The sequence below is a fragment of the Saccharothrix sp. NRRL B-16348 genome (assembly GCF_001280085.1).
Lineage (GTDB): Bacteria > Actinomycetota > Actinomycetes > Mycobacteriales > Pseudonocardiaceae > Actinosynnema.
Map to the genome: position 1 here is coordinate 43,034 of NZ_LGED01000269.1, position 14,843 is coordinate 57,876.

Annotated in this window: 15 protein-coding genes and 2 pseudogenes; 9 read left to right on the plus strand and 8 right to left on the minus strand. The window is 71.0% G+C overall.

Annotated features, from left to right (window positions below; all coding sequences use genetic code 11):
* Positions 1-118: 118 nt before the first annotated feature.
* Together ADK67_RS55215 and ADK67_RS54430 are read right to left on the minus strand one after the other, a co-directional pair.
* A pseudogene (locus ADK67_RS55215) lies at positions 119-901 on the minus strand (LAGLIDADG family homing endonuclease); the annotation flags it as partial.
* Positions 890-1,600 (minus strand): annotated as a pseudogene (locus ADK67_RS54430) (PhoH family protein); the annotation flags it as partial. The pseudogenes ADK67_RS54430 and ADK67_RS55215, both read right to left, overlap by 12 nt.
* A gap of 141 nt (positions 1,601-1,741) precedes the next feature.
* On the opposite strand from ADK67_RS54430, the gene ADK67_RS45075 reads away from it, so the two are divergent.
* Positions 1,742-2,527, plus strand: coding sequence for a GNAT family N-acetyltransferase (locus ADK67_RS45075; protein ID WP_053722763.1), 786 nt, complete (start codon positions 1,742-1,744; stop codon positions 2,525-2,527).
* A gap of 1 nt (position 2,528) precedes the next feature.
* Here ADK67_RS45075 and ADK67_RS45080 read toward each other — a convergent pair whose 3' ends face one another.
* The 5 genes from ADK67_RS45080 to hrcA all read right to left on the minus strand — a co-directional run bounded on the left by ADK67_RS45080 (position 2,529) and on the right by hrcA (position 6,860).
* On the minus strand, positions 2,529-2,870 hold the full coding sequence (locus tag ADK67_RS45080; protein WP_053722764.1) for a histidine triad nucleotide-binding protein: 342 nt from the start codon (positions 2,868-2,870) through the stop codon (positions 2,529-2,531).
* 126 nt (positions 2,871-2,996) lie between these two features.
* A complete protein-coding gene (locus tag ADK67_RS45085; RefSeq protein ID WP_053722765.1) occupies positions 2,997-3,674 on the minus strand; it encodes an alpha/beta hydrolase family protein in 678 nt (225 codons plus the stop codon).
* 201 nt (positions 3,675-3,875) lie between these two features.
* Positions 3,876-4,610 carry a 16S rRNA (uracil(1498)-N(3))-methyltransferase gene (locus ADK67_RS45090; RefSeq protein WP_053722766.1) on the minus strand — a complete coding sequence of 245 codons (735 nt, stop codon included), beginning with the start codon at positions 4,608-4,610 and terminating at the stop codon, positions 3,876-3,878.
* Positions 4,607-5,755 carry a molecular chaperone DnaJ gene (dnaJ, locus tag ADK67_RS45095; protein ID WP_053722767.1) on the minus strand — a complete coding sequence of 383 codons (1,149 nt, stop codon included), beginning with the start codon at positions 5,753-5,755 and terminating at the stop codon, positions 4,607-4,609. Before dnaJ ends, ADK67_RS45090 begins: the two co-directional genes overlap by 4 nt.
* Positions 5,756-5,837: 82 nt before the next feature.
* Positions 5,838-6,860: a heat-inducible transcriptional repressor HrcA gene (gene hrcA, locus ADK67_RS45100; protein ID WP_053722983.1), complete on the minus strand. Its 1,023-nt coding sequence runs from the start codon at positions 6,858-6,860 to the stop codon at positions 5,838-5,840.
* 110 nt (positions 6,861-6,970) lie between these two features.
* Between hrcA and ADK67_RS54960 the strand changes: the two genes are divergently transcribed.
* Together ADK67_RS54960 and ADK67_RS45110 are read left to right on the plus strand one after the other, a co-directional pair.
* On the plus strand, positions 6,971-7,705 hold the full coding sequence (locus ADK67_RS54960) for a GNAT family N-acetyltransferase (RefSeq protein WP_053722768.1): 735 nt from the start codon (positions 6,971-6,973) through the stop codon (positions 7,703-7,705).
* Positions 7,706-8,034: 329 nt separating this feature from the next.
* Positions 8,035-8,304 (plus strand): hypothetical protein, encoded by a 270-nt coding sequence (locus ADK67_RS45110; RefSeq protein ID WP_053722769.1) that lies wholly within the window; start codon positions 8,035-8,037, stop codon positions 8,302-8,304.
* Positions 8,305-8,548: 244 nt separating this feature from the next.
* On the opposite strand, the gene hemW is transcribed toward ADK67_RS45110, so the two are convergent.
* Positions 8,549-9,763, minus strand: coding sequence for a radical SAM family heme chaperone HemW (hemW, locus tag ADK67_RS45115; RefSeq protein ID WP_053722984.1), 1,215 nt, complete (start codon positions 9,761-9,763; stop codon positions 8,549-8,551).
* A gap of 93 nt (positions 9,764-9,856) precedes the next feature.
* On the opposite strand from hemW, the gene ADK67_RS55580 reads away from it, so the two are divergent.
* The 6 genes from ADK67_RS55580 (at position 9,857) to ADK67_RS45140 (ending at position 14,840) form a co-directional block, all read left to right on the plus strand.
* Positions 9,857-9,943, plus strand: a complete 87-nt coding sequence (locus tag ADK67_RS55580) for a putative leader peptide (RefSeq protein WP_360453279.1) — start codon at positions 9,857-9,859, stop codon at positions 9,941-9,943.
* Between the two features lie 112 nt (positions 9,944-10,055).
* On the plus strand, positions 10,056-11,738 hold the full coding sequence (locus ADK67_RS45120; protein ID WP_053722770.1) for a nitrite/sulfite reductase: 1,683 nt from the start codon (positions 10,056-10,058) through the stop codon (positions 11,736-11,738).
* Positions 11,735-11,896 carry a hypothetical protein gene (locus tag ADK67_RS54440; protein WP_053722771.1) on the plus strand — a complete coding sequence of 54 codons (162 nt, stop codon included), beginning with the start codon at positions 11,735-11,737 and terminating at the stop codon, positions 11,894-11,896. Before ADK67_RS45120 ends, ADK67_RS54440 begins: the two co-directional genes overlap by 4 nt.
* A complete protein-coding gene (locus tag ADK67_RS45130) occupies positions 11,893-12,594 on the plus strand; it encodes a phosphoadenylyl-sulfate reductase (protein WP_053722772.1) in 702 nt (233 codons plus the stop codon). Before ADK67_RS54440 ends, ADK67_RS45130 begins: the two co-directional genes overlap by 4 nt.
* The gene (cysD, locus tag ADK67_RS45135) at positions 12,591-13,496 is read left to right on the plus strand and encodes a sulfate adenylyltransferase subunit CysD (RefSeq protein WP_231648686.1); all 906 of its coding nucleotides are present in this window, start codon (positions 12,591-12,593) and stop codon (positions 13,494-13,496) included. Before ADK67_RS45130 ends, cysD begins: the two co-directional genes overlap by 4 nt.
* A complete protein-coding gene (locus tag ADK67_RS45140; RefSeq protein ID WP_053722774.1) occupies positions 13,497-14,840 on the plus strand; it encodes a sulfate adenylyltransferase subunit 1 in 1,344 nt (447 codons plus the stop codon).
* The last annotated feature ends 3 nt before the right edge of the window (positions 14,841-14,843 follow it).

Below are 14,843 nucleotides of genomic sequence, written 5' to 3' on the forward strand. Positions count from 1 at the left end.
GGATCTCGACGACGTGCGCGTCGTGGACGTAGGGAACCGCCCGGCCGTTCGCGAAGCCCGGCCGTCTCCCTTCCGCCACGCGGGTGCGCGAGTAGGCCACGCCGCCCAGCGACTGGACCAGGCCGATCACATCGTTCCTGAGCTGGGTGGACGTGGTCGTGTACTGGATGCGGCAGGTGCGCCCGGACTGCGTGACCGGCCCGCCGTCGGAGTCCAGCAGACCCTGCAGCAGCGCCAGCCTGACCTCGGCCGTGTTGGCGAGGTAGACCTCCGGGACGAACTTCGTGTTCGAACGGGTGCCGAGCAGGCTCAGCGCCCGGAGCGCCCCGGTGACGGGGTTCTCCAGCGTCACGACATCACCGGGCGACTTCACCCGGTTGAGGGTGTAGTTCACCCGGTCCTTCCAGTTCACCGCCACCCCGGGCAGCGCGGACTGGAGCGCGACCGCCAACTCGGGGTCGTCCGTCGCGAACGACGGCGTGGTGGATCCGGTCAGGCAGCCGTCACCGAGCAGCAGGCCCAGAGCGTACGGGTCCATCGGGACCTCGCGCGCCGGGTGGCAAGTCGGAGCGCTGAGCAGCGGCAACTCGTAGCGACGCGCGTGAGCGGCACGGAGGTCGCCGATCATCTCCGTGGTCTTCAGGACCCGCCACGGCTTGTTGCGCCGGCGGTCGGACCTGGTGCGCACCGTCCACAGGTGATCACCGCAGGCCAGCGTCGAGGCGCCGTCCTGGGCCGTGACCCGGTAGACGTCCTTCACGCCCTGCGGGAAGACGCCGAGGACAGGGGTTGGCTCGCCGTTCGAGCCGATGACCAGGTCGCCGACCTGGAGGCTGCCGATGGGCCGGAAGCCCTCGGGCGTCAGCACGTTCGTGAACACCGGCTGTGCCCGGCCACGCATGTAGGCCAGTGGGGCGACCTCGATCGTGCCCGCCTGGGTGAGGCGCGGGATCGACTCCGGGTCGACCATGTCGTGCAGCGCGTCGTACAGGGGGCGCAGGTACGGGTCGATCTTCTCGTACAGCGTGCCGGGCAGGTAGCCGAGCCGCTCGCCCGCCTCGACCGCCGGGCGGGTCAGGATGATGCGGTTGACCTGCTTGGCCTGCAGCGCCTGCACGGCCTTCGCCATGGCCAGGTAGGTCTTGCCGGTGCCCGCGGGACCGATGCCGAACACCACGGTGTTCTGGTCGATCGCGTCCACGTAGTGCTTCTGGTTCAGCGTCTTGGGCCGGATGGTGCGGCCGCGCCGGGAGATGATGTCGAGGCTCAGCACCTCGGCCGGGGACTCCGTGGTGCCCGCGGACAGCATCGCGACCGTGCGGCGGACCGTGTCCTGGCCGACCTGCTGACCGCGGCTGGCGAGCGTGACCAGCTCGGCGAACACGCGCTCGGCGAACGCCACGTCGGCGGGCTGGCCGGAGAGCGTGATCTCGTTGCCGCGCACGTGCACGTCGGCGACCAGCAGTTCCTCGGCGAGCCGGAGGTTCTCGTCACGCGAGCCGAGCAGGGCGAGCACCGCGCCGTCGGGCACGGCGAACTTGGATTGGGCGTCGGCCGCGGTGGGGGCTGCCTGCGGCGTGTTGTCGTCGGTACCGGCCACGTGGCTTTGGGCCCTCTTCCTGCGCGTTCGCGCCGTACTCGGGTGAATTCGACCTACCGGTTCCGATGCTAGCCGCCACCACCGACACTCCGCACCGGAGTAAGGAACGGGTTGGACACGGCGTGTGTACTCACAGACGTGATGGAGTTGCGCGTGCTCACCCCTGACGACCTGCCCGCCTGCGCCCGCCTCGCCGCGGACCGGGGGTGGCCGGAGGAGGCCGCCAAGTGGGCGTTCCTGCTGCGGGTCGGCACCGGATTCGGCCTGTTCGACGGCGATGAGCTGGTCGGCACCACCATCGTCACCCGATTCGGTGACGAGCACGCGGCGGTCAGCATGGTGCTGGTGGCGTCGAGCCACGGCGGGCGCGGGCTCGGGCGGCGGTTGGTGGAGCACGCGCTGGAGTTCGCGGGCACTCCGGTCGCGTCGCTGCACGCGACTTCGTACGGCAAGCCGCTGTACGAGAAGTTGGGGTTCCGGTCGGTGGGGCTGGTGACGGCGCACGTCGGCGCGTTCGGCGGCACGGCTTCGGGCACGTCGCGGCCGGCGGTGGAGGCGGACCGGGCGAAGCTGGCCGCGGTCGACGCCGAGGTGTTCGGCGCCGACCGGTCGGCGCTGCTGGACCAGCTGTTCGGGTTCGCGTCGCAGGTCAGGGTGGCCGACGACGGGTTCGTGGCGACCTGGCTCAACGGTGCCGTGACCATGGTGGGGCCCGTGGTGGCGCCGTCGGCGGAGCGTGCGGCGGAGTTGGTCGCGGACGTGGCGGTGGGCGCGACCGTGCGGGTGGACGTGCGGGATCCGGCGTTGGGCGCGTGGCTGGAGGCGCACGGGGTGGTGCCGCGGTTCACGGTGGACCTGATGGTGCGCGGCGCGTTCAGCGGCGACCGGGCGCGGCTGTACGCGCCGGTGATGCAGGCCCTCGGTTAGCTCAGGCGAGCGGGCCGAGGCGCCGTCCGCCGAGGACGTGCAGGTGGGCGTGGATGACGGTCTGGCCCGCGTCCACCCCGGTGTTGAACAGCAGCCGGTAGCCGCTGTCGGCGACGCCCTCGGCCTTCGCCACCTCGCCGGCGGCCAGGAACAGGTCGTCCAGCACGGTGGGCGCGGCGGCGGCGAGCGCCACGGCGTCCGCGGCGTGCACCTTCGGCACCAGCACGACGTGCGTCGGAGCTTGGGGGGAGATGTCGCGGAACGCCAGCGTGGTGTCGGTCTCGTGCACCACGGTCGCCGGGATCTCGCGGGCGACGATGCGGCAGAACAGGCAGTCGGACATGGCTCCGCAGGCTACCGACTCGGGCCCGTCACGCCGTCCTGAGCGTTGAATTCAGGTGTTCCGAACGTAGGACACGCGCGGTCCGAACGTAGGACACGCGCGACCTGAACGTAGGACTCTCGCGGGTCAGGGGCGGGCCAGGTGGAGGGCGGCGCGGCGGCAGGCGGTCCAGGCGGGGGTGCCCGGGGTGATCAGGTCCATGTGGCCGGTGGACGGCAGGGCGATCAGGTCGGCGCCCGAGGCCCGCGCGAACGCCTCGCTCTGGGCGAACGGCACGTCCTCGTCGTCCTCGCCGTGGACGAGGATCAGGGGTTTGCGGATGGGGAGTTGGGCGGCCGGCGAGGCGTCGGCGTAGAGCGCCGGGACTTCGGCCGGTGTGCCGCCCAGCAGTTCAGCGGCACGGCGGGTGATCTCCGGGTGCTGGAGGAAGTCGAGGACGCCCGCCTGCGCCACGGCGCCGACCACGCGGGGGTGGCGGGCGGCGGCCCACACCGCCAGGTGCCCGCCCGCGGAGTGACCCAGCGTGACCACCGGCCCGAGCGCCGGGTCGAGGGCGTCGATCGCGGCGAGCACGTCGTCGCCCGTGGCGGGCCAACCGCCGCCGCCGGTTACCCGCCGGTACTCGACGTTGTACGCGGCCACGCCGTGAATGACCAGGTCAGCGGCCAGCGGCCGGCCGAGTTCCAATCCATGACGCTGATGCCAAAAACCACCATGGATTACCACGATCACCGGAAACGATTCACCGGACGGTGAGGAAAACTCACCGAACTGGCTCGGGTGCGGCCCGTAGACGATGCGCAATCGAAACCCCTTGGACGCAAAAAAGAGGCCGCGTCGCGGTGGGACCTGGGGGTCGTCCCACCGCGACGCGGCGACGCCGGACCGAGGGGGGAGGTGTCCGGCGAGTCTGGCCGAGGGACCGATCATGGTTAGACCAATGCAGCCCCTCTGCCATGAGCGTAACCCCTATGTCAGGCGTTCGCCAGAAGAGGGCAACACCAATTACCGCCAGCGATCGGTCAGCACACCCAGCGCACCCAAAGCGACCGCCGCCGCGGTGGACGCTCGCAGAACGGTGGGTCCCAGTCGCACTACGTGCGCGCCCACACCGGTCAACGTGGACAATTCCTCGTCGGTGATGCCACCTTCCGGTCCGACGACCAGCAGCACATCACCCGACGCGGGCAGCTGAACCGATCCGATGCCAACGGAAGCGGATTCGTGCAAAACCAAAGTGACCGCCGACGAGGACGCCAACCGCGCCAGCCCCGACGTGGAAACGGGTTCCGCGACCGACGGCACGCGCGCCCGGCGTGCCTGCTTGGCCGCCTCACGCGCGGTGCTGCGCCAGCGTTCGAGGGCCTTCGCCCCGCGCGGGCCGTCCTCCCACTTCGTCACGCAGCGCGAGGCGCGCCACGGCACGACGCCGTCCACGCCCGCCTCGGTGGCCAGCTCGACGGCCAGCTCGCCCCGGTCGCCCTTCACCAGCGCCTGCGCCACCACCACGCGCACGGACGGCTCCGGCACGACCCACCGCTCGACGACGCGCAGCCGCAGGGATTCCTTGAACGCCTCCGCCACCACGCACCGCACCTGGGCGCCCGTGCCGTCGGAGAGCACCAGCTCCTCCCCCGCGCGCAACCGGCGCACGGTGGCCGCGTGCCGCCCCTCGGGGCCGTCCAGGACGGCCTCGTCACCGGGCGGCAGCGCGGCGACCAGGAAGACCGGCAGGGTCACCGGTGGGTGCGGCCGGACCGCAGCCGCGAGAAGAGCCCGCCGCCGCCCTTGCCGTTGTGCGCGAGCGTCGGCTCGTCCTCACCGCGTGACACGGCGAGCTCGCGCAGCAGTTCGGCCTGCCGGGCGTCCAGCTTGGTCGGCGTGACGACCTCCAGGTGCACGTGCAGGTCGCCGCGGCCGTCGATGCGGCCGCTGGACCGCAGCCGGGGCATGCCGCGCCCGGTGAGCACCAGCTCGGTGTTCGGCTGGGTGCCGGGCTCGATCTCCAGCTCCTCCTCGCCGTCCAGCGTCTGCAGCGGCAGCACCGCGCCGAGGGCGGCGGTCGTCATCGGGATGCGCACGGAGCAGTGCAGGTTCGCGCCGTCACGCTCGAAGACCTCGTGCGGCACCTCCTCGACCTCGACGTACAGGTCGCCCGCCGGTCCGCCGCCGGGGCCGACCTCGCCCTGGCCCGCGAGCCGCACCCGCATGCCCTCGGCCACACCGGCCGGGATCTGCACGGAGATGGTGCGCCGCGAGCGCACCCGGCCCTCGCCCGCGCACTGCTGGCACGGGTCGGGGATGACCTCGCCGAGACCGCGGCACACCGGGCACGGCCGCGCCGTGACGACCTGGCCGAGGAACGAGCGCTGCACCGACTGCACCTCGCCCCGCCCGCCGCACGTGTCGCAGCGCACCGGGGACGAGCCGTCCGCGCAGCCGCTGCCCACGCACCGGTCGCACAGGATCGCCGTGTCGACGGTCAGTTCGCGCGAAGCGCCCGCCGCGCACTCCTCCAGCGTCATCGAGAGCCGGATCAGCGCGTCGGAGCCGGGTTGCACCCGGCTGCGCGGACCGCGTCCGCCACCGCCGCCCGCGCCGAAGAAGGCGTCCATGATGTCGCCGAGACCGAATCCCGCGAACGGGTCGCGCATGCCGCCGCCACCGCCGCCCGGCTCCAACGGGTCGCCGCCCAGGTCGACGACCTGCCGCTTCTTCGGGTCCGACAGGACCTCGTAGGCGGCGGTCACCTCCTTGAAGCGCGCTTCCTCGTTGGGGTTGACGTCGGGGTGCAGCTGCCGCGCGAGCTTGCGGTAGGCGCGCTTGATCTCGTCGGGAGTCGCGTTCTTGGCGACCCCGAGCGTGCCGTAGTAGTCCCTCGCCACCGTGTTTCCTCCTGCGAACGCGCTTCGACACGCGTCCGCTCGCTTGCGAAACGTCCTGCGGGACCGCGGTGTTCCCCCGCCGTCACCGTCCGGTCAAGATCTCCCCCACGTAGTTGGCGACCGCTCGCACCGCCGCCATCGTGCCGGGGTAGTCCATGCGGGTGGGCCCCACCACTCCCATGCCACCGAGCAGGTTGTCCCGGCTGCCGTAGCCGATGGACACGACCGAGGTGCTGCGCATCTCGGCCGCTTCGTTCTCCTCGCCGATGTGCACCAGGATCCGGCCCGGGTCGCGGGCCGCGGCGAGCAGCTTGAGCACCACGACCTGCTCCTCCAGCGCCTCGAGCACCTGGCGCAGCGAACCGGGGAAGTCTGCCACGTTGCGGGTGAGGTTCGCCGTGCCACCCAGGACCAGGCGTTCCTCGGGGTGCTCGACCAGCGATTCGATGAGCACGGTGCTCACCCGCAGCACGATGTCGCGCAGGTCGCCCGGTGACTCGTCGGGCAGCTTCGCGACCTCGGCGGAGGCGTCGGACAGGCGCTTGCCGACCATGGCGCCGTTGAGCATCGACCGGATGCGGGCCACGTTGTCCTCGGTGATCACGTCGCCGAGGTCGACCGAGCGCTGGTCGACGCGGCCGGTATCGGTGATCAGCACCAGCATCAGGCGCGCCGGTGTGATGGCGAGCACTTCGATGTGCCGGACGGTCGAGCGGCTGAGCGTCGGGTACTGGATGACGGCGACCTGGCGGGTCAGCTGGGCCAGCAGCCGCACGCTGCGGCGCAGCACGTCGTCCAGGTCGTAGGCGCCTTCGAGGAAGTTCTGGATGGCCCGGCGCTCGGGCGTGGACAGCGGCTTGACCTCGCTGAGCCGGTCCACGAACAGCCGGTAGCCCTTGTCGGTGGGCACGCGGCCGGCGCTGGTGTGCGGCTGGGTGATGTACCCGTCCTCTTCCAGCGTCGCCATGTCGTTGCGCACGGTCGCGCTCGACACACCCAGGTTGTGCCGTTCCACCAGGGCTTTCGAGCCGACCGGCTCCTGGTTGGACACGTAGTCGGCGACGATCGCGCGCAGCACTTCGAACCGGCGCTCATCGGCGTTCACGCGCGTCACCTCCAGGTACGGACAGGGTCCTTCACCTTGAGTTTACGGAGGTTCGGGCCCGGATCGGAAAACCCGCTCGCCGGCCTTCGGTGCGGTGGATAGCTTCGGGTGTGCTCACCCGCATCCAGGCCGCCCTGCGCGACGTGATCAGGGCCGACGCCGAGCGCGTCGGACCGTTCCTGATCCGCTTCGACGCGCACAGCGACAACCTGTTCATGAACTACGCCGTGCCCGACGAGGGCGCGGCGCCGACGCGGGGTGACGTGGCGGCGCTGGTGGCGGCGTTCCGGTCGCGATCGCGCACGCCGAGGCTGGAGTACCTGCGGCCGTCGCCGGTGGTGGACGCGGCGCTGGAGGCGGCGGGGTTCACCGTCGACCACCTGCTGCCGATGATGGCGATCGACGAGCTGGTCACGCCGCCGTCGCCCGCCGGGCTGACCGTCGAGGCGGTGACCTCGGACGACGACTTGTTCGCGGTGTCGGTGGTGCAGAACACGGCGTTCGGGGTCGGCGGGGTGGTCGGTGCGGAGGACGTGGCGCGGCAGCGGTCGCTCTTGCGCGACGACGGGGTGATCGTGCTGGCCAGGCTGCACGGCGAACCGGCGGGCGCGGGCGCGTACACCGCGCCCCGGCACGGGCTGTCGCAGGTGGCGGGCATCGCGGTGCCGACGCCGTTCCGGGGCCGCGGGATCGCGTCGGCGGTGTGCGCCGACCTCACCGCGCGGGTGTTCGACTCGGGCTGCACACCGTTCCTGGAGACCGAGCCGGACGGCAAGGTGGACCGCCTCTACGGGCCGTTGGGCTACCGGACGATCGGCCACTCGGCGTCGGTAACCCTGAAGTGATCACGTGAGCCGGCGCAGGAGGGCGTCAGCGAGCCGTTCCCTCGTCCTTTAGGTCACCTGTTGTGGCCTATCTCGTCGTATTTCCGGGTTCCCCACGTGAGCTCGCATCCTTCACGAAGAAGGTACGACCAACGCCCTGCTCAATGCGCTCGTCAAGGCTCTTCCGTCGTCCGCCGACGCGAAGAGCGGCGCCAACCGGATGAGGGGCGACGGTTCCTGGCTGGTGTCACAGGTGTCGAGCCGACACTGGCGAGGCTCAAGCGAAGGTCCAACGAGTCGCACTTGATCGACCACGACGCCTCACACGCCCAGGTTGGCGGATCGACAACGTGTACGAGCACCACGTCCGGACCTTCGCCTACGGCCAGCGGAAGATCGAGATCACGAACATCAACGCCGATCCACTCGAAGGACTCTTCGGCGTCGACCTCATCTACTACCACGAACAAGCCCAGAGCATGATCATGGTGCAGTACAAGAGGCTCGACGACACCCGACGGGCGTACGCCGACAAACCCTTTCGCTCGCAACGCCGGCGGGTGCTTCGAGCAAACGACCTGAGCCGCACCACAGGTTATCGAGGCACGGACGCCCGGTAACCGAATCGGGCGTGATGCCCGGTTATCACAACCTCGACCGATGACTGCACAACACCATGTTCCTCGAACTGGCGGAGGAAGGCGGGACGAAACAAACGGCAGCAGTGGTCGAGGTCCCGCGCGCCGCGAAGTCTCCGAGCGCCAGATCAGGCGTCGGTCACGCTCACGGAACCGCTTCGCCCAGGTCCCCGCCAAGGGGAACCCTTGTCGTAATTCTACCGACGAGGTCCGACAGCGGGAGTGGTCACGTGAGGCGGCGGACGACGGCGTCGGCGAGCAGGCGGCCCCGGTCGGTGAGGACGCAGTGGCCGCGGTCGAGGGCGGGTTGGTCGAGCAGGCCGTCGGCGGCGGCGGTCTTGGCCTCGGCTTGGCCCTCGGGGTCGAGGACGTCCAGTGGGAGGCCGGTGGCCAGGCGCAGTTCCAGCAGCACGCGTTCCACCCGGCGGTCGTCGTCGGCGAGGATCTCGCGACCCGCGGCCGGTGACGTGCCGGTGGCCAGCAGTTCGGCGTACTTCGCCGGGTGCTTGACGTTCCACCAGCGCACGCCGCCGACGTGGCTGTGCGCGCCCGGGCCGGCGCCCCACCAGTCGGCGCCCTGCCAGTACAGCAGGTTGTGCCGGCACGCGGCGTCCGCCGATGCGGCCCAGTTCGACACCTCGTACCAGGTCAGGCCCTGTGCGGTCATGGCCGCGTCGATCAGCTCGTACTTGTCCGCGAGCACGTCGTCGTCGGGCATCGGCAGCTCGCCGCGACGCACCCGGCGGGCCAGGGCGGTGCCCTCCTCGACGATCAGCGCGTACGCGGACACGTGGTCCACACCCGCTTCGCGGACGGCGTCGAGGGACGACCGGAGGTCGGCGACGGTCTCGCCCGGCGTGCCGTAGATCAGGTCGAGGTTCACGTGCTCGAAGCCCGCCGCACGGGCCTCCTGGGCGGCGGCGACCGGGCGGCCCGGAGTGTGGACGCGGTCGAGTACGGCCAGCACGTGCCGGGCGGCCGACTGCATGCCGAGCGAGACGCGGGTGTAACCAGCGTCACGAATGGCTGAGAAGAACTCGGGCGACGTGGACTCCGGGTTGGACTCCGTGGTGACCTCCGCGCCCGGCGCGACGCCGAACGAGGACCGCACCGCGTCGAGCACCTGGCCCAGCCCCGCTGCGCCGAGCAGCGACGGTGTGCCACCGCCGACGAACACCGTGTCGACCGCCGGCGGGACACCCAACACGGTCGCGGCGAGGTCCAGTTCCCGGCGCAGCCCTTCCAGCCAGGACGCCGGTGACGCGGAAGTTCCCAGCTCACCGGCGGTGTAGGTGTTGAAGTCGCAGTAGCCGCACCGGGTCGCGCAGAACGGGACGTGCACGTACACCCCGAACGGGCGGTCACCCAGACCGGTGAGCGCGGAGGGGGGCAGTGAGCCGTCGGGCGGCGCGGGGTCACCGATCGGCAGAGCGGAGGGCATGGTCCCCATTGTCCCATCTACCAGCAGCGCAACCCCGTCCCACGATGCGGATGACGGTGGACCACGAGATGGACGCGTGGCACGCTGAGGCACATGACATCGACCGGAGTCCGCCTGGTGGTCCGCCGCCACGTCGACTTCCGTCGTGTCTCCAGCGCGATGTGCCGTCGTTCGGCATAACCCGCGCCTGCCTTTTTGTTCCCGTCGGCGCCGGGTGCGCTGACGAGACCCCCACCACAGCTCCACCGGGACTCGCACGCGCACCAGCGCCCCGAATCCCCGGAGGACGAGGATGGTCCCCCCGACGACGACGCCTCAGCGCACCAAGCAGCGCCGAGGTGAGGGGCAGTGGGCGCTGGGCTACCGCGAGCCGCTGAACCCGAACGAGCGGAGCAAGAAGGACGACAACCCGCTCAACGTCCGGTCGCGGATCGAGAACATCTACGCCCACGGTGGCTTCGACTCGATCGACCCGGCCGACCTGCGCGGCCGTTTCCGCTGGTACGGCCTCTACACCCAGCGCAAGCCCGGCATCGACGGCGGCCGCACGGCCACGTTGGAGCCGGAGGAGCTGGACGACGAGTACTTCATGCTGCGCGTCCGCATCGACGGCGGCCGGCTCACCACGCAGCAGCTCGCGCTGATCGGCGAGCTGTCCCAGACCTACGCGCGGGACACGGCCGACATCACCGACCGGCAGAACGTGCAGTACCACTGGATCCGCATCGAGGACGTCCCGACGATCTGGCAGAAGCTGGAGGACGCGGGCCTGACCACGATGGAGGCCTGCGGCGACAGCCCGCGCGTGGTGCTCGGCTCGCCGGTGGCGGGCATCGCCGAGGACGAGGTGGTCGACGGCACGCCCGCGATCGACGAGATCCTGCGCCGCTACATCGGCGACCCGCGCTTCTCGAACCTGCCGCGCAAGTTCAAGACGGCGATCTCGGGCCTGCCGGACGTGGCGCACGAGATCCACGACGTGGCGTTCGTCGGCGTGGACCACCCGGAGCACGGCCCCGGCTTCGACCTGTGGGTCGGCGGCGGCCTGTCCACCAACCCGATGATCGGCAAGCGGCTCGGCGCGTGGGTGCCCGTGGACGAGGTGCCGGACGTGTGGGAGGGCGTGATCAGCGTCTTCCGCGACTACGGCTACCGCAGGCTGCGGCACCGCGCGCGGATCAAGTTCCTGGTCGCGGACTGGGGTCCGGAGAAGTTCCGGGACGTTCTGGAGAACGAGTACCTCAAGCGCAAGATGATCGACGGCCCCGCGCCGGAGAACCCCGCGATCCCGCGCGACCACATCGGCGTGCACCGGCAGAAGGACGGCCTGTTCTACGTCGGCGCGGCCCCGATCGCGGGCCGGGTGTCCGGTTCCACGCTGGTCGAGGTGGCCAAGGTGGTGGAGCGGGCGGGTTCGGGCCGGGTCCGGCTGACGCCGCAGCAGAAGCTGGTCGTGCTGGACGTGCCCGAGGCCGAGGTCAAGAACCTGCAGGCGGACCTGGCGAAGCTGGGGTTGCAGACCGAGCCGTCGCCGTGGCGGCGGGGCGTGATGGCCTGCACCGGCATCGAGTTCTGCAAGCTCGCGATCGTCGAGACCAAGGCACGCGCGGTGGACCTGGTGTCGACGCTGGAGACCCGGCTGGCCGACGTCGTGGCCGGCGTCACCGAGCCGATCTCCGTGCACATCAACGGCTGCCCGAACTCGTGCGCCCGGATCCAGACCGCGGACATCGGGCTCAAGGGTCAGATCGTCACCGACGCCGACGGCAGGCAGGTCGAGGGCTTCCAGGTGCACCTGGGCGGCGGGCTCGGCCTGGACGCCGGGTTCGGCCGCAAGCTGCGCGGCCACAAGGTCACCGCCGCCGAGCTGTCGGACTACGTCGAGCGCGTGGTGCGCAACTTCGTGGCCAAGCGGGAGCCGGACGAGCGGTTCCCGCAGTGGGTCGCCCGCGCCGACGAGGGTGACTTGAAATGAGCACCGAGAGGGCCACTCCCTTCTACTGCCCGTACTGCGGCGACGAGGGCCTCCGTCCGGAGGAGGAGCCCAGCCACTCGTGGCTCTGCGCCGCCTGTCGCCGCGTGTTCACCGTGAAGTTCGTTGGTCTCAACCTTCCTCAGGAGGTGCAGCGATGACCGCCCCCACCAGGGTCGAGGAACTGAAGGTGATCGCGGAGGCCGCTTCGGTCGAGCTGGCTGATGCCAGTGCCGAAGAGGCGCTCGCGTGGACCGCCCGCACGTTCGGCGAGAGCTGGATCGTCGCGTCGAACATGCAGGACGCCGTCCTGATCGACCTGGCGACCAAGGTCAAGCCGGACGTGGAAGTGCTGTTCCTGGAGACCGGCTACCACTTCGCCGAGACCATCGGCACGCGGGACGCCGTCGACCTGGTCTACCCCGGCGTGCACATCGTCAACGCCGCGGCCGAGCAGTCGGTGGCCGATCAGGAGGCCCGGTTCGGCCTGCTGAACCAGACCGACCCGAACCGGTGCTGCCAGCTGCGCAAGGTCATCCCGTTGCAGCGCACGCTGAAGAACTACGACGCGTGGGTCACCGGCGTGCGCCGCGTGGACGCGCCGACCCGGGCGAACACGCCGATCGTGACGTGGGACGAGCGCAACGGGCTGGTGAAGGTCAACCCGATCGCCCCCTGGTCCGACGAGCAGTTCAACGCCTACATCGCCGAGCACGGGATCCTGGAGAACCCGCTCGTGCAGGCGGGTTACCCCTCCATCGGCTGCGCGCCGTGCACCGCGAAGCCGTTGCCGGGCGCCGACGCCCGCAGCGGCCGGTGGGCGGGCCAGTCCAAGACCGAATGCGGGTTGCACGGATGACCACCGCGACAGCTCTGGACACGTTGGGCCGCCTGGAGTCCGAGGCGATCCACATCTTCCGCGAGGTGGCGGGCGAGTTCGACCGGCCGGTGATCCTGTTCTCCGGCGGCAAGGACTCCACCCTGCTGCTGCACCTGGCGGTCAAGGCGTTCTGGCCCGCGCCGGTGCCGTTCCCGCTGCTGCACGTGGACACCGGGCACAACTTCGACGAGGTCATCGAGTTCCGCGACAAGGTCGTGGCCCAGCACGGGCTGCGGCTGGAAGTCGCCAAGGTGCAGGACTACATCGACGACGGCCGGCTGGCCGAGCGCCCCGACGGCACGCGCAACCCGTTGCAGACCGTGCCGCTGCTGGACGCGATCACCGGCCACAAGTTCGACGCGGTGTTCGGCGGCGGTCGCCGGGACGAGGAGCGGGCCCGCGCCAAGGAGCGGATCTTCAGCCTGCGCAACTCCTTCGGCCAGTGGGAGCCGCGCCGGCAGCGCCCGGAGCTGTGGAACCTCTACAACGGCCGGCACCGCCCCGGCGAGCACGTCCGGGTGTTCCCGCTGTCCAACTGGACCGAGCTGGACGTGTGGCACTACATCGCCCGCGAGGGCATCGAGCTGCCGTCCATCTACTACGCGCACCGGCGCGAGGTGTACCTGCGCGACGGGATGTGGCTGGCGGAAGGCCCGTGGGGCGGTCCTCGCGACGGCGAGGAGAAGCTCGAGAAGACCGTCCGCTACCGGACCGTCGGCGACGGGTCGTGCACCGGCGCGGTCGAGTCCGACGCCGCCGACATCGAGGCCGTCATCGCCGAGGTGGCGGCCAGCAGGCTCACCGAGCGCGGCGCGACCCGCGCGGACGACCGGCTGTCCGAGGCCGCCATGGAAGACCGCAAGCGGGAGGGCTACTTCTAGATGAGCGACCTGTTGAGGTTGGCGACGGCGGGCAGCGTGGACGACGGCAAGTCCACGCTGGTCGGCAGGTTGCTGTACGACACCAAGTCGGTGCTGGCCGACACGCTGGACGCGGTGCACCGCGCCAGCGCCGACCGCGGCCTGACCACGCCGGACCTGTCGCTGCTGGTGGACGGCCTGCGCTCGGAGCGCGAGCAGGGCATCACCATCGACGTGGCCTACCGCTACTTCGCCACGCCGAAGCGCTCGTTCGTGCTGGCCGACACTCCCGGCCACGTGCAGTACACCCGCAACACGGTGACCGGCGCGTCCACCGCGCAGCTCGGCGTGCTGCTGGTCGACGCGCGCAAGGGCGTCATCGAGCAGACCCGGCGGCACGCGGCCGTGCTGGCGCTGCTGGGCGTGCCGCGCCTGGTGCTGGCCGTCAACAAGATCGACCTCGTCGACTTCGACGAGGTCACGTTCGCCCGCATCGCCAAGGAGTTCACCGCGCACGCCACGGCCCTCGGGTACGCCGAGGACGCCGTGGTGGAGATCCCGGTGTCCGCGCTGGCCGGCGACAACGTGGTGGAGCGCTCGGCGCGGACGCCCTGGTACGACGGCCCGACGCTGCTGGAGCACCTGGAGTCGGTGCCGGTCGAGCCGGACGCGCACGACGCGCCGTTCCGCTTCCCCGTGCAGTACGTGATCCGCCCGCGCACCCCCGAGCACCCGGACTACCGCGGCTACGCGGGCCAGGTGGCGGCGGGCACCGTGCGGGTCGGTGACGAGATCGCCGTGCTGCCGGCCGGTCTGCGGTCCACGGTTACCGGCATCGACACCGCGGACGGCCCGTTGCAGGAGGCCGCCGCGGGCCACTCGGTGACCCTGTTGCTGGCGCACGACCTGGACATCTCGCGCGGCGACCTGATCGCCACCGCGGGGCAGCCGCCGAAGGTGACCGACGAGTTCGACGCCACGGTGTGCTGGCTGTCGGAGAAGGCGTTGACGCCAGGCGCGCGCGTGCTGGTCAAGCACGGCACGCGGACGGTGCAGGCGATCGTCACCGAGCTGCGCACGCGGTTCGACGAGCAGAAGCTCGGCAGCACCGACGCGCCGGAATCCTTGTCCCTCAACGAGATCGGCCAGGTCTCGGTGCGCACCGCCGAGCCGATCCCGGTGGACGACTACACGAAGGACCGCCGCACGGGGGCGTTCCTGGTCATCGACGCGGCCGACGGCAGCACGCTCGCCGCCGGGCTCGTGGGCGCGCCGCTGCCGGAGGTGGACGGCGTGGACAGCTGTACCGAGGGCGGCGACGCCGCCCAGCCCGACAGCCACGCCCTCGTGTCCCCCGGCCCCTGAAAG